Source organism: Halobacterium bonnevillei, from assembly GCF_009831555.1.
GTDB classification, from domain to species: domain Archaea; phylum Halobacteriota; class Halobacteria; order Halobacteriales; family Halobacteriaceae; genus Halobacterium; species Halobacterium bonnevillei.
This window is the reverse complement of the sequence record NZ_WUUU01000018.1, coordinates 16,442-30,465: the sequence shown is the minus strand read 5'-3', so window position 1 is coordinate 30,465 and position 14,024 is coordinate 16,442. Positions and strand designations below refer to the sequence as shown.

Below are 14,024 nucleotides of genomic sequence, written 5' to 3'. Positions count from 1 at the left end.
GCGACGTCGCCGACGCCGTGATGGCGTCCGACGTCCGAGCGAAGACGGTCGTGAATCGCGCGTCGAAGGTCAAGGGAACGGAGCGCGTCCGCGACTGGGACGTGCTCGCCGGAGACGGCACTGCGGCCACTCAGTCGCTCATCGACGCGGGCGAGAGCCCCGAATGCCCGGACTGCGGGTCGATGACCCTCTACTACAGCGAGGGCTGCAAGACCTGCGAGTCCTGCGGCTGGAGCGAGTGCTGACGCCGCGCACCGCATAGCAACGAGCACGCGTCCGCTGTTCTCGGAGCCTCGCCGCGTTTTCTTCTTGACTCCCGCTACGGCCGCGGGTACGCCAGTTTCCGCTACGGCCGCGGGTACGCCAGTTTCCGCTACGGCCGCGGGTACGCCAGTTTCCGCTACGGCCGCGGGTACGCCAGTTTCCGCTACTGCCGCGGGTACGCCAGTTTCCGCTACACTCGCTGGGTGACCCACCCGCTGGCTCCGCGCGGATGCGCGTCGGTCCGCTGCCGCGGCTGGACGGTGCCGTCGGCTTCGATCGCGCGGACCACGACCTCCCGGGTGTCGCTCGCAGTGAACTCGTAGTGCCAGTGGCGCCACGCGTCTCGCGCGAACTCGCGGCGCTGCGTCCCGCTGGCCTCGCGTGCGCCGGGGAGCCGGTCGCTGATTCGCGCGTCGCTCCAGGTCTCCCCGCCGTCTGTGGACACTTCGACGGCGCTGATTCCGCGGGTGCCGGCGTACGCGTGCCCGCCGACGGACACCTGGTCGCCGTCGCGCTCCCTGTGGTGGAGCTTCGCGACGGTGTTCACGGGACCGGTGCCGTGCCACCCGCGCTTCTCCCAGTAGCCCTCGACCGCCTCGGTGGTGAGTTCGAGTTCAGTCAGCCACTTCACGTTGATCTCGCCCCAGTGGCCGGGCACGAGCAGGCGGACCGGCGCGCCGTGGCCGCGCGGCAACGCCGTCCCGTTCATCCGGAACGCCAGCAGCGCGTCCTCGAGGGCGGCCTGCGGGAACTCGTTGTAGTAGTCGTCGGCGCCGTGGGCGACCACGCAGCAGTCCGCTGGCGCGCCCGCGTCGTCCAGGATGGCCTGGACCGGGACGCCGGTCCACAGCGCCGTGTCCATCTTGTAGCCGTTCCGGGGGTCGCCGACGCAGCGCAGCGTCACGAACCGGTGTTCGGTTCCGAACGACCGGAGCGCGTCGAGGTCCTCGGCCATCGACTCCGTCGGCCCCTCAGTCGCGACCAGCACCGGCTTGTCCACGCGCTCGGCGAGGCCGTCGAGGGCCTCCTGCGGGAAGCCGAGTGCGTCCTCGAACAGCTCGTACAGCAGGACGACGTCGACGTTTCCGTCCTCGGCGACGGCTTCCACCACGTCGCCGAACGCGGGCATCGGCCGCCCCGTGTCGACCGGATTCTCGGCGTACGTGATTCCCGGGAGGATGTCGGCGACCCGGTCTTGTGTGTCCGATTCGAGTTCGGGGAGGGTCGCGCCCGCTCGCTGGAGACGGTCGGCGATGATGATGCCGGGGCCAGCTTGCGCGGTGACGACGCCGACGTTCGTGCCGCCTGGCTCCGGTGACTGCGCGAGCGCGTGGCCCGCGTCGAACAGTTCCGTGGTCGATTCGACTGTCGGGACGCCGTACTGCTGGAACCCCGCGGTGTAGAGCGCGTGGTCGCCGGTGAGGGCGCCCGTGTGGGACTCCGCGAAGTCCCCGACGTCGGACTGCCCGACCTTGTACGCGACGACCGGCGTGTCGGACTCGCTGCACGCTTCGAGGAGCGCGCGGCCGTCGTCGGTTCCTTCGACGTGGAGCACGATGGCGTCGGTCTGCGGGTCCGAGTCGAAGTACGGGATGGCCTCCTCGAAGCCGACGTTCGCGCGGTTCCCCAGGCCGACCATCGTCGCGATGCCGCGGCCTTCCCGGTGCGCGCTGAACGCGAGCTGGTGGGCGACCCCGCCGCTCTGGGCGAGAATCGTCACGCCGCCGGGCTGGAGGTGCTCGACGCCGCCCGCGAACGACGCCATGAGGTTCGACGCGGGCGCGATGAAGCCGCTCGTGTTCGGGCCGAGCAACGCGAGGTCGTACTCCTCGGCCGCCGCTGCGACCTGCGCCTGGAGCTGTTCGCCCTCCTCGCCGGCCTCGGCGAACCCGCCGGCGTAGATGACCGCGCCGCCGACCCCGGCCTCGCCGCATTCCTCGACGACCCCGGGGACGACCTGTGGGGGTACGGCGAGCAGCGCGAGGTCGACGCGCTCCTCGATGTCTGTCACGGAGTCCACGAACGGTTGCCCGAACACGGACCCCTCGCCGGACGGGTTCACGGGGTAGACGTCGCCCGCGAACTCGACGGCGTTCGCCATCGCCTCGTACCCGAGTTTCCCCTCGGTCGCGGAGGCGCCGACGACTGCGATACGGTCCGGACGGAACAGGCGCTGCAAGTTCACGCCTCGCACTACACCCAATACGACTAAAACCGTTTTCCCCGCGTCAATCCCTCTCACAGAACGCCCGGCCGGATATCCGCACGACCGACTCGTCCCGATACCGCCCTACTCGGGGCGGACTGGCCCACTCTCGACGACGTGGGACGTGGCAGCGTACTCGGCTGCGAGGTCCGCGTAGTAGTCACCAGTCTCAGTCCACCTGGAGTCCGGGAGGTCGCGGACTGGTTCAGCCGGCGTGCCCATCGCCAGGACGTTGGCTGGGATATCGGTGCCGTCGGTCACCGTGCTGTTCGCGCCAACCACGCTCTCGGCCCCGACGGTCGCGCCCGCTTCCATCACCGCGGCTTCGTGGAGCGTCGCGTTGTCCTGGACGTTCGCGCGCTCGCCCAGGACGATCTCGCCGTGGTCGCCGCGGAGGACTGCACCCGGCCAGACGCTCGCCTCGGGGCCGATGGTCACGTTCCCGATGACGGTCGCCTGCTCGTCGACGAACGCCGAGTCGGCGATGTCCGGGGTGGTGCCGTCGTAGCTCCGAATCATCTCTACGGGGACGACGTGCCGGACTGGTACAACGTTTGGGATGCCTCGAGCCAGCCGCCTCCGGCCGTGACCTGATTCGTGGGAGACTCCGACGCTCGCGGGGTACGCGACTGTTTGGACTGCACCGAAGGCTACATTTATGCGCGTGGCTCGGCAATCGGGACCAAGATGGCAGTCCTGGAAGGCGAGCACCTCACGAAGAACTTCGGCGGCATCATCGCCGTCGACGACGTCTCGTTCAGCATCGAGCGCGGCGAGACTGTCGGACTCATCGGGCCGAACGGGGCGGGGAAGTCAACGCTCTTCAGGCTCATCTCCGGCGTTCAGGAACCGAACCAGGGACGCGTGTTCCTCGACGGCGAGGACGTCACCGGGCTCTCGCCGCACGAGATCTGCCACCGCGGTCTCGTCCGCACCCACCAGATTGTCCATCCGTTCGAGAACCTCACACTGCTGGAGAACGCCGAAGTCGGCGCGGAGTTCGGCGGGCGCGACGTCGATGACGCCGTGGAGCGCGCCCACGAGGTCCTTGAGTTCGTCGGTCTCCACGATATGGCACACACCACGCCGGACGAACTCAGTGTCGGCGCTCTCAAGCGACTCGAGATCGCACGCGCGCTCGCGACGGACCCGGAGGTGCTCCTGTTCGACGAGGTGGCGGGCGGCCTCGACACCGAGGAGACCGAGGACATCGTCGACCTCATCGGCGACATCGCCGACACCGGGAAGACGGTGTTCCTCATAGACCACGTGATGCGCGCATTGATGTCGGTCAGCGAGCGCGTGTTCGTCCTCGACAACGCCCAACTGATCGCGACCGGGACCCCCGAGGAGATCCAGAACAACCAGCGCGTCATCGAAGCCTACCTGGGCGAGGAGGCCGGCGGCGCGGCGGGCGCGGCCGGCGACTGACCGCCCCTGGGGCTACGCTGGCTTCCCGGCGAAGTTCACGAACCGTTCGAGTTTCTCGCTGGCGTCGCCGGTGACGCTCTCGCCGTGGTAGACGAGGCCGACGTCGAAGTCGTACCCGAGGAGGTTCCCGAGGGAGTCGTCGGCCTGCTGGAGGTCCGCCGAGAAGAACGCCGGCGGCAGCACGAAGTGTCCCTCGGGCAGGCCGCGCGCGTCCGCGCCGAACACCGCGTCACCCATGACCGCGACGCCGCTGTCCTCGTCCACGAGGGAGTGGTGGTTCGGCGTGTGTCCGGGCGTGTGGACCGCTGTGAACTGCCCGACAGCGTCGCCGTCGCCGAAGCGGTAGTCGGGGTCGTGGCCGTCGACCTCGACCCCGTCTGGAATCCAGGTTTCGAGGTCGTAGCGCTCGGTCAACGCCTGGATGGCGCCGATGTGGTCGGGGTCACCGTGGGTGACCACGAGACGCTCCGGCTCGACGTCGAGTTCTGCCAGGCGGTCGGCGAGCGCGTCCGCGGTGTCCTCGAGACCGGTGTCGACGAGCGTCGGCGTGTCGCCGTCGAAGAGGAACGTCCGGTAGCGGCCGCCGTTGGCCTCCGCGAGCGTCAGGTCGTAGACGTCGGTCGCGATCTCGGTTGGCATCGGTCACCACTGGGGCGCGCAGCACCAAATTCGTTTCCGACGCCCTGGCCGGTTCCGGAAGACACATGTGAACTGTTTGCGTGGAATCACGCGAACGGTGTCAACACGTGTCCGGTGAACCGACCGACGCGACCGCCCTCCCGCGCGACCTCGACCCCGCCTGGGTGTCGCTCCCCGTCGGCGTCGCGGCGGCAGCGGGTATCCTCGCGTACGCGCCGGTCGCCGCGGAGATGGCCGCAATGCTCGCCATCACGGCGTTCTGCATCAGCCTCTGGATCGGCTCGCCGGTCTCCCCGTGGTTCACTGGCCTGCTCGGCATCGGCCTCATCGGCGTCGCGTTCTCCTCCGACCTCGCGCTGACGGGCTTCCAGTCGGCCGCGACGTGGCTCATCGTGCTCGGCATCTTCCTCGGCGAGGCGACGCGACAGAGCGGCCTCGCGGCGACTGTCGAACGCGTCGCGCTCCGCGTCCTCCCGGAGGACGCCACGGCGAACGCCGCCGTCGCCTACCGCCACCTCCTCGTCGTGCTGTCGGCCGCCGCGCTCGGATTCGTCGTCCTCGTGCCGTCGTCGCTCGTCCGCGTGCTCATCCTCGGCCCGATCCTGATTTCGATCGGCCAGCTGTTCACCGACCGCCGGCCGCGCGTCGGGTTGTTCCTCGGGCCGCTGTTCGTCACGTACTACGCCGGCACCGGCATTCTCACCGGGTCGCTGGCGAACATCATCATCACCGGGCTCTTCGAAGCGAACGCCGGCCTCTCCATCGGCTGGGTGGAGTGGGCTGTCTGGCTCGGTCCCGTCATGGGCGTGGGCCGCGCCGTCGTCATCACAGTTATCGCGTACGCCCTCTACCGGCCGCGGGACGCCGACGCCATCGACGCATCGAACGGCGCCGACCTCTCAGTCGAGGCGTCCGCGGAAGCCCGACGCATGATGGCGTTCCTGCTCGTCGGCGTCGCCATCTGGGCGACGGACTCGATCCACGGCCTCCACCCGCTGTACGGCGCGCTCGTCGTCACGGTGCTGGCGTTCGCGCCCCGCATCGGCGTCGTGGGCCCGGACGCAGCGTCGAACGCGGACTTCTCCATCGTGTTCTTCCTGGGCGCCATCTTCGCCATCGCGGAAGGCCTCCAGCAGACGGGGTTCACCGAGGTCGCCGCGACCGCCTTGCTGTCGGGATTCCCGGAGGGCGGGTCCCTCCCGATTGCACTCGGGTTCTTCGTCATCGCCGCCATCGCACTCACCTTCGTCATGGAGGGCCTGGCCGTCGCGAGCGTGCTCACGCCCGTGCTCGTGACGTTCAGCCAGAGCGCCGGCCTCCCCCTCGAACCGGTCGCCATGATCGAAGCCGTCGCCCTCAACACGTACTTCTTCCCGTACCAGTCGGCGGTCCTCGTCGCGATTCTCGGCCTCGACGCCGTCGACTCGCGGGAACTCATCGTGATGGCCACCGTCTGTTCGCTGGCGACGCTGCTCGTCCTCCTGCCGATTCAGATCGCCGTCTTCGCGTTCTGGTTCTGACGTCGCGGAGAACAGGCGCACACCCCTGGCGTCGTCGACCGCGTTCTACTCGAAGTGCTCGGCGATGACCGTCTCGCGCTCCACCGTCCCGGTGTCCGTCCGCGGGAGCGGGTCCTCGCGAACGACGTACTCGCGGGGCCGCTTGTAGTTCGCCAGCGAGTCGTGCATGCGACAGAACTTGTCCAGTTCCTCGCCCGACACCGGCTGGTCGGCGACGACGACCGCGGTGACCTTGTTCCCCCACTCCTCGTCGTCCTGGCCGAACACCATGCTCTCGGAGACCAGCGGGTGGCCGTCGATGGTCCGTTCGACCTCGGCGGGATAGATGTTCTCCCCGCCGCTGATGAACATGTTGTCCACGCGGTCCGTGACGTAGAGGAAGCCGTCCTCGTCGACTTCTGCGACGTCCCGGGTCCGGAGCCACTCGCCGAAGAACGTCTTCGCCTCGGCTTCCGGGTTGTCGATGTAGCCGTCAGGGACGCCGGGGCCGCGCGCGATGATCTCGCCCTGCTCGCCGCGGTCGACTTCCGCCTCCGGGTCGGGGTGTTCGTCAATCGGCGCCGTCTCCACGACGCGGACCTCCCAGGAGAACGACTCCTTGCCGACGGTGCCCGGGTGCTCGTCCTGGACCGACGGGTGCGCGAACGTGAAGTTCGGGCCGCCCTCTGTCATCCCGTACGTGTTGTAGAGGCTCTCGGAGAGGTACTTCGACGTCCGCTCGACGAGGGTCTCCGTGACCACGGAGCCGCCGGTCCGGATGTAGGACAGCGAGCCCGTGTCGTAGGGGTCGTCGGCGTTGGCCTGGACGTCGTTCAGCAGCGAGAGCTGTGTCGGCACGGCGAGCAGGCCGGTGGCGTCGTACTCGTCGACGTAGGACAGTACTTCCTCGGGGTCGAAGTCGCTGTGGAGGAACGTCGTCGCGCCCGCGAGCCAGTGGGGGTACAGCCAGGCGTCCGACGTGACCATGTGGTACCACGGCGTCGTCACGATGGCGACGTCCGTCTGGTCGATGCCGTGTTCCATGACGCCCTGGTACGCGCCCACCCACATCTGTTCGCCGTCGAACGCCACCGCCTTCGGGCGCGAGGTGGTGCCGCTCGTGTAGAAGACGTTGGTCTTGCCGTCTGCCGGCAGGTCGTCGGCGAGTTCGGCGTCGGCGGCCTCCAGCGCGGCGTCGTACGACACGACGTCGTCGCGGTCGACGGTCGCGTCACCGACGTGGAACCCCACGTCGACGTCGCTCACCTCGAGCACGTCGACGGCGGTGTCGGCGTTCGCGTCGTCGAACACCAGCGCGTTCGCGTCCGCGGTGGACAGCATCTCCGCGAGCTCCCCGGGTTTCCCCCGGAACGGAAGCTGGACGGTGGGTGTGCCGCGCTTGTGGCCGGCGATCATCGCCTCTGCGGCCGCGGGGCTGTTCAGTGCGAGCACGGCAAGCGGGGCGTCGCCGACGCGGTCGGTGACCGCGTTCGACAGCGCTGTGCTCCGCCGGTCGAACTCGCCGTACGTGAACGAGCGGCCGTCGTCGGTGACGATGGCGGTGTCGTCCCGGTGGACGCGGACTGTCCGCTCGAAGGCTTCCAAGTAGTACATGCGTTACTGGGTTGTGTGAGCTAAGCCCACACCCAGTATTAACAGTGTCGGTCCTCGCGGGTTCTGGCGCCGCTGTGTAGCGATTGCCGCATCCTCGCCCGGTTCTGTGCCGGTCCGGCGCGCTCGCTGTGCAGTTCGCCGAACGCCCGACCGTCAGGCGTACGCGAGGTTGAGTTCGACGTCGTTCGTGGACGCGATCAGCGCGTCCAGAATCTCCGTTTTGCAGCGCTCCTCGCTGACGCGGTGGGCGGGGCCGGCGACCGCAATCGACCCCTGGATCTCGTCCTCGTACAGCAGCGGCACGGCGATGGCGTGGATGCCCTCGAGGTCCTCCCCGAGGTTCAGCGCGTACCCCTGTTCGCGGACAGCGTCCAGTTCCGCGGCGAGCTCCTCGCGGTCCGAGATGGTATTCGCGGTCCGGGCGGAGAGCCCGTGGCGCTCGACGACGCTGTCGACGCGGTCCGCGTCGTAGTGCGCGAGAATCGCCTTCCCGCCCGACGTGCAGTGCATGTAGTCCCACGACCCCAGTATCGTGTTCACGTCGACCGACGTCTCCCCGGCGCGGCCGTAGAGGTACAGCACGCGGCCCTGCTGGGGGACGAGCAGCCACACCATCTCGCCGGTCTGCTCGACGAGGCTGTCGACCACCGGTCGCGCGGCCCGGTAGACGTCCATGTCGTTGCGGACCTCCTGGCCGTAACTGAACAGTTCGAGGCCGAGCCGGTACTCGTCGCCGGACTTCGCGACGAACCCGTGTTCGCGCATCGACGAGAGGTGGTTGTGGACGGTGCTCTTCGCGACGTCGAGTTCGTCGGCGAGTTCGGTGACGCCCGCGCCGCCCGCCCCCCGGAGCGCGTCCAGGACGGCGAACAGCGTCTCGTCGGACTTCACCCCCGTTCGTTTCCCGGGTTCGTTCGGCATACGTCGGTGTTCGCACGGAGCTACTAAACGTTTCACGTAGCCCGTCTGCCGGGGTTGGGGGCTCTCGCCTACTCCCAGCCGGCGTAGGGTATCCCGTCCCACTCCGGGCCGCGACCGATCCACTGGTGGTCGGTGGCGCCGCCGATCTCGTCGGCGGTCCACTCGATGGGCTCCCAGTCGGGTTCGAAGTTGAGGTAGCCGGGGCCCGCGAAGAACTCGACGCGCAGGCCGCTGGCGGGGTCGGAGACGTAGAGGAAGTCCGCGCGCGTGATCGCGTGGCGGCCGGGGCCGCCGTCGGGCGCGATGCCGTGTTCGGCGAGGATGTCGGCGGCTTCCCAGAGGTCCTGGAAGCTGTCAAGGTGGTAGGAGACGTGGTGGAATGCGGGGTCGGTGCCCGCCGGCTCGCGGTGGATGGCGATGTCGTGCGGGAGCGGAGTGACGGACAGCCACCAGCCCCAGTACTCGCCGTCCTCGGCGCGGAACCGCTCGTTCACCTGGAAGCCGAGCGTGTCCTGGAGCCACGCCGCGTGCTCCGGGGAGACGCCGTCCTGGACGTGACAGTGGTCGATGCGCCGCGGCGCGATGCGATTGGCCTCGGCCTCGCTGTAGTTGCGGTTGTGGAGTTTCGAACGCTTCCCCTCGGGGGCCTGCGGTTTCTCGACGTCGTAGTAGAACTCGTACTGGTGGCCGAATCGCTGTACCCGGACGGCCTCACCCTGCCCGCGTTCCTCGCCGGCGTCGACCCGCGTCACGTCGGCGCCCTCGGACTCGAACTGTGCGGCGAGTTCGTCGACAGCCTCGGGCGTCCGCGTGCGGAACGCGACGTGGTCGATACCGCTGCCGCCCTCCGTGAGGCTGAGCGTGTGGTGCTCCCAGTCCCGCATTCCGCGGAGGTACGCGGTGTCGTCGACGCGCTCGGTGACTTTGAACCCGAGGACGTCCTCGAAGAACCACAGCGACTCCTCGAGGTCGGGCGTGTACGCGGCGATGTGTCCGAGTTTGGCGATGGGGGAGTTCGGCGCGGTCATCGGTGGACTCGCCATCCTCGGGCGGAGCGCGTCCCTCGTACGGTGCTCTCGTCTGTAGCGTCGACAGTGGCGACCATGAGTAGTGTGTACGGCACACAAAGGAACCTGTCGAACCTTAAATGATACCCTCTGTCAGGTCGGGGGACGGAGACAACAGGGGGAGACGGTAGGTGGAGGCGGCAGGAGGAGACGGTAGGTGGAGGCGGCAGGAGGAGACGGTAGGTGGAGGCGCTAGGGGACCCAGCTGCGAGATGGGGTCGGTCAGTCGACGAGTCGCTGGAGATTCCCGCCGAGGATGCCCGCACGCGCGTCGTCGTCGGCGCGCATCCGGTCGACGGCGTCCAGCCCGGACTCGATCCAGGCGCGCCCGCGGCCCGGTCCGAACGGGTAGTCCGTGCCGAAGACGACGTTCTCGTCGCCGAAGAAGCTGTGCGCGCAGTCGTGGGCGGGGACCGACCCGCTGACCGCGGTGTCGACGTGGAACTCCCGGAAGTAGTCGCTGACCGGCTGGTCAAGGTCGGGGAGGTCGGTGTCCGCGTAGTTCTCCGGGTAGTCCAGGCGGGTCTGGTAGAACGAGTCGATGCGCCCGCCGTAGAACGGCACCATGCCGCCGCCGTGGTGGGCGAGCAGGTCGAAGTCGTACTCCTGGACGACCCCGCCGAACACCAGGCGGGACAGGGCCAGCGTCGTGTCGAAGGGCCACCCGAACAGGCGGTGTTCCATGTACTCGCTCGCGTAGGGCGTCCACTCGTACAACTGGGGGTGCATCCACAGCGGGGCGTCGTGGCGCTCCGCGCGCTCGAAGAGCCCGTGGAACCGCGGCCGGTCCAGGGGCTCGCCCTCGATGTTCGAGAAGATCTGGACGCCGGCCATGTCCAGGTCGTCGACGCAGCGGTCGAACTCCGCGAGGAACGCGTCGCTCGCGCGCGGGACGGTCCCGACCGGGATGAACCGGTCGGGGTGCTCGTCCGCGACGCTGCGGAGTTCGTCGTTCGCCAGGCGCGTCAGTTCGAGGGCCGTCTCGTTGTCCATCCCGCGCCACAGTGGCGGGAGTGCGAGCGTCAACACCTGCTTGTCGACCCCGAACTCGTCCATGTGGTCGAGGCGGCGCTCGACGTTCCAGAGGAACGACGGGTCGCCGCTCAACCCCTGGAAGTCGTACTCCTCGAGCAGCGTCTCGTAGAATTCCTCCGTGAGAACGTGCGTGTACGCGTCGATGACAGTCATCTTCGAAGTGGTGTGACCATCGACCACGCGGACAATAAACCTTGAGTTCGGCACAGGAACGCCGTCGAAGCTTCGACGCATCCGAAAAGGCAAGGAGGGTGACCCCGCAAGGGTGAGCCAATAGATGGCATCCAACGAACGCGGCGCGCCGCGAGACGGGGACGCGCTCCACGCGGTCGACGACCGGTCGGACTACGACTACGTCAGCGACGACGTCGAACGGCCGGCTCTGGTCGAAGACCTGCGTGGGCTCGTCGACGGCGAGGTCCGGTTCGACACGTACACGCGTCAGCTGTACGCGACTGACGCCTCGGCCTACGAGATGACGCCCATCGGTGTCGTGTTCCCGACGAGTACGGCGGACGTCGCTGCCGTCGTCGAGTACTGTGCCGAACGCGAGATCCCGGTCATGCCCCGGGGCGGCGGCACGAGTCTCGCCGGCCAGGCGGTCAACGAGGCCGTCGTGCTGGACTTCATGCGGCACATGGACGAGGTGGTCGACCTCCGGCCCGACGAGCGCGAGGCCCACGCCCAGGCCGGTGCGGTCCTCGAGGAACTCAATCAGGAACTCGCGCCCCACGGCCTGAAGTTCGCGCCCGACCCCGCAGCGGGCAACCGGAGCGCGATCGGCGGCGCCATCGGCAACAACTCCACCGGCGCACACTCTCTCAAGTACGGGAAGACGGACGCGTACGTCGAGGAGTGCGAGGTCGTGCTCGCCGACGGCACCGTCGCGACGCTCGGCGAGATGGACGTCGCGGACCTCCGCGAGCAGGCGGACGCCGACGCCGACGACCTGTTGGCGCGGATCTACGCGGGCGTGCTCGAGATTATCGACGACCACAGCGAGGACGTCGAGTCGCGGTTCCCGGACCTCAAGCGCAACGTCTCCGGGTACAACCTCGACCGTCTCGTCGACGAAGCGCAGACCGGGACCGTGAACCTCGCGCGCCTGCTCGCTGGCAGCGAGGGGACGCTGGCCATCGTCACGGCGGCCACCGTTTCACTCGAACCCGTCCCGGAGACGAAGTCCGTGACGCTGCTGACCTACGAGAGCGTCGTGGACGCCGTCTCCGACGTCACACACGTCCTCGAACACGACCCGGCGGCGGTCGAACTCATCGACGACACGCTCATCGACCTCGCCAGCGACACCGCGGAGTTCGAGGACGTGGTCGCGTTACTGCCCGAGAAGACGAGGGCGGCGCTGCTCGTGGAGTTCTACGCCGACAGCGACGCGGACGGCCGCGAGAAGACTGCCGACCTGGTCGCTGACCGCGTCGACCACGGCGACGAGAACAGGCGGCCGGAGGACAGGTACGCGTTCGACGCGCTGGAAGCCCACGACGACGACGAGCGCGCGACGTACTGGAAACTCCGGAAGTCCGGCCTCCCGATTCTCCTGGGTCGGACCAGCGACGCGAAACACATCTCGTTCATCGAGGACGCGGCCGTCCCGCCGGAACACCTCCCGGAGTTCGTCACGCGCTTCCAGGAGATTCTCGCGGACAACGACACGTTCGCGTCGTTCTACGCCCACGCTGGCCCGGGCGTCCTGCACGTGCGCCCGCTCGTGAACACGAAGTCCGAAACCGACCTGGACGCGATGGCGGACATCGCGGACCGCGTCACGGACATGGTTGTGGAGTTCGGCGGGAGCGTCTCCGGCGAGCACGGCGACGGGCGCGCACGCACCCAGTGGAACCGGAAGCTGTACGGCGACGACCTCTGGCAGGCGTTCCGCGACCTCAAGACGGCGTTCGACCCGGACTGGCTGCTGAACCCCGGGCAGGTCTGCGGGGACGTCTCGATGACCGAGAACCTCCGCTTCGACCCCGAGTACGAGTTCGACGCCGGGTTCGATTCGACCCTGAACTGGGACAACGAGAACGGCTTCCAGGGGATGGCGGAGCTCTGCCACGGCTGTGGCGGCTGTCGCACCAGCCAGGACACCGGCGGCGGCGTCATGTGTCCGACCTACCGCGCGGCCGACGAGGAGATCACGTCCACGCGGGGCCGCGCGAACATGCTCCGGCAGGCGATGAGCGGCGACCTGCCGGACGACCCGACCGGCGACGAGTTCGTCGACGAGGTGCTGGACCTCTGCATCGGTTGCAAGGGCTGCGCGAAAGACTGCCCCAGCGAGGTGGACATGGCGAAGATGAAGGCGGAAGTCGTCCACGAGCGCCACCAGCGCGAGGGCGCGAGCCTCCGCGACAAACTGTTCGCGAATGTGGACGCGCTCGCGACCTTCGGGAGCGCGACGGCGCCAATCGCTAACCGCCTGCCAGCCCTCCCGGGCGCCCGGACGCTCATGGAGAAGACGGTCGGCATCGCGAAGGAGCGCACGCTCCCGACGTTCGAGCGCGAGACCCTCCAGGACTGGTTCGAGGCCCGAGGCGGCGCACGCGTTCCTGCGTCGGAGGCGACGCGTCGCGCGGTTTTCTTCCCGGATACCTACACGAACTACAGCCACCCGGAGATCGGGAAGGCTGCAGTGCGCGTCCTCGAAGCCGCGGGCGTCCACGTCGACCTCGCGGACCGCACCGACAGCGGTCGGCCGGCGCACTCGAAGGGATTCCTCGACAAGGCGCGGGAGACCGCGGACGCGAACGTCGCTGCCCTCGAGCCCAGAGTCGCCGACGGCTGGGACGTCGTGCTCGTCGAACCATCGGACGCCGTGATGTTCCAGTCGGACTACCTCGACCTCCTGTCCGGGGACGCTGTCGAAACGGTCGCCGCGAACACGTACGGCGTCTGCGAGTACCTGGACGCCTTCGACCTGGACGAACTCGCTGACTTCGACGCCCCCGCGCGGGAGCTGTCCTACCACGGCCACTGCCACCAGACGGCGACGAAGAAAGACCACCACGCCGTCGGCGTGCTCCGCCGCGCGGGCTACGCCGTCGACGCGGTGGACTCGACGTGCTGCGGGATGGCCGGGTCTTCGGCTACGAGGCCGAACACCACGCGATGAGCGAGGCCATCGGCGACATCCTGGTCGGGCAACTCGACGACAGCCCGGGCGAACTCGCGGTCGCACCCGGCGCGTCGTGTCGCACCCAACTCGAGGACATGCTCGACGAGGACGCTCGCGACGCGGGGGACATCTTCCCCGAGGACCGGGAGAGCCCGCCGACCCCGGTAGAGATGCTGGCGGCAGCCCTGGCGGACTGAACGGCCTGCAGGCGGAGC

The 14,024-nt window shown here is 68.7% G+C and carries 10 protein-coding genes and 1 pseudogene; 4 read left to right on the top strand and 7 right to left on the bottom strand.

Going from position 1 to position 14,024, the window contains the following annotated elements; genetic code table 11:
* The coding region (locus tag GRX66_RS19810) for a hypothetical protein (protein ID WP_233745292.1) at positions 1–245 on the top strand (245 nt) is incomplete at its 5' end.
* A 209-nt stretch (positions 246–454) separates the two neighbouring features.
* On the opposite strand, the gene GRX66_RS04395 is transcribed toward GRX66_RS19810, so the two are convergent.
* Both GRX66_RS04395 and GRX66_RS04390 read right to left on the bottom strand, forming a co-directional pair.
* Positions 455–2,449 carry a molybdopterin-dependent oxidoreductase gene (locus tag GRX66_RS04395; RefSeq protein ID WP_201292919.1) on the bottom strand — a complete coding sequence of 665 codons (1,995 nt, stop codon included), beginning with the start codon at positions 2,447–2,449 and terminating at the stop codon, positions 455–457.
* A gap of 105 nt (positions 2,450–2,554) precedes the next feature.
* Positions 2,555–2,989, bottom strand: coding sequence for a gamma carbonic anhydrase family protein (locus tag GRX66_RS04390; protein ID WP_159525440.1), 435 nt, complete (start codon positions 2,987–2,989; stop codon positions 2,555–2,557).
* A gap of 168 nt (positions 2,990–3,157) precedes the next feature.
* Here GRX66_RS04390 and GRX66_RS04385 point away from each other — a divergent pair, with 168 nt between their 5' ends.
* On the top strand, positions 3,158–3,901 hold the full coding sequence (locus GRX66_RS04385; RefSeq protein WP_159525439.1) for an ABC transporter ATP-binding protein: 744 nt from the start codon (positions 3,158–3,160) through the stop codon (positions 3,899–3,901).
* Positions 3,902–3,913: 12 nt separating this feature from the next.
* Here GRX66_RS04385 and GRX66_RS04380 read toward each other — a convergent pair whose 3' ends face one another.
* Positions 3,914–4,540, bottom strand: coding sequence for an MBL fold metallo-hydrolase (locus GRX66_RS04380; RefSeq protein ID WP_159525438.1), 627 nt, complete (start codon positions 4,538–4,540; stop codon positions 3,914–3,916).
* Positions 4,541–4,647: 107 nt separating this feature from the next.
* On the opposite strand from GRX66_RS04380, the gene GRX66_RS04375 reads away from it, so the two are divergent.
* Positions 4,648–6,060, top strand: a complete 1,413-nt coding sequence (locus tag GRX66_RS04375; RefSeq protein ID WP_325063955.1) for an SLC13 family permease — start codon at positions 4,648–4,650, stop codon at positions 6,058–6,060.
* Between the two features lie 45 nt (positions 6,061–6,105).
* Here the strand turns inward: GRX66_RS04375 and GRX66_RS04370 are convergent, their stop codons facing one another.
* From GRX66_RS04370 to GRX66_RS04355, 4 genes are all read right to left on the bottom strand, one after another.
* Positions 6,106–7,653, bottom strand: a complete 1,548-nt coding sequence (locus GRX66_RS04370) for a class I adenylate-forming enzyme family protein (protein ID WP_159525437.1) — start codon at positions 7,651–7,653, stop codon at positions 6,106–6,108.
* Positions 7,654–7,806: 153 nt separating this feature from the next.
* Positions 7,807–8,574, bottom strand: coding sequence for an IclR family transcriptional regulator (locus GRX66_RS04365; protein WP_159525436.1), 768 nt, complete (start codon positions 8,572–8,574; stop codon positions 7,807–7,809).
* Positions 8,575–8,642: 68 nt separating this feature from the next.
* Complete coding sequence (locus GRX66_RS04360) at positions 8,643–9,602, bottom strand: VOC family protein (RefSeq protein WP_159525435.1); 960 nt, start codon at positions 9,600–9,602, stop codon at positions 8,643–8,645.
* A 261-nt stretch (positions 9,603–9,863) separates the two neighbouring features.
* Positions 9,864–10,829: an amidohydrolase family protein gene (locus GRX66_RS04355; RefSeq protein WP_159525434.1), complete on the bottom strand. Its 966-nt coding sequence runs from the start codon at positions 10,827–10,829 to the stop codon at positions 9,864–9,866.
* 124 nt (positions 10,830–10,953) lie between these two features.
* On the opposite strand from GRX66_RS04355, the pseudogene GRX66_RS04350 reads away from it, so the two are divergent.
* Positions 10,954–14,006 (top strand): annotated as a pseudogene (locus GRX66_RS04350) (FAD-binding and (Fe-S)-binding domain-containing protein).
* Positions 14,007–14,024 lie beyond the last annotated feature (18 nt).

What these genes read in the sequence shown, in the direction of transcription:
- GRX66_RS04390 (WP_159525440.1), bottom strand. Translation starts at nt 2,989, where the DNA reads ATGATTCGGAGCTACGACGGCACCACCCCGGACATCGCCGACTCGGCG.
- GRX66_RS04385 (WP_159525439.1), top strand. Translation starts at nt 3,158, where the DNA reads ATGGCAGTCCTGGAAGGCGAGCACCTCACGAAGAACTTCGGCGGCATC.
- GRX66_RS04380 (WP_159525438.1), bottom strand. Translation starts at nt 4,540, where the DNA reads ATGCCAACCGAGATCGCGACCGACGTCTACGACCTGACGCTCGCGGAG.
- GRX66_RS04370 (WP_159525437.1), bottom strand. Translation starts at nt 7,653, where the DNA reads ATGTACTACTTGGAAGCCTTCGAGCGGACAGTCCGCGTCCACCGGGAC.
- GRX66_RS04365 (WP_159525436.1), bottom strand. Translation starts at nt 8,574, where the DNA reads ATGCCGAACGAACCCGGGAAACGAACGGGGGTGAAGTCCGACGAGACG.
- GRX66_RS04360 (WP_159525435.1), bottom strand. Translation starts at nt 9,602, where the DNA reads ATGACCGCGCCGAACTCCCCCATCGCCAAACTCGGACACATCGCCGCG.
- GRX66_RS04355 (WP_159525434.1), bottom strand. Translation starts at nt 10,829, where the DNA reads ATGACTGTCATCGACGCGTACACGCACGTTCTCACGGAGGAATTCTAC.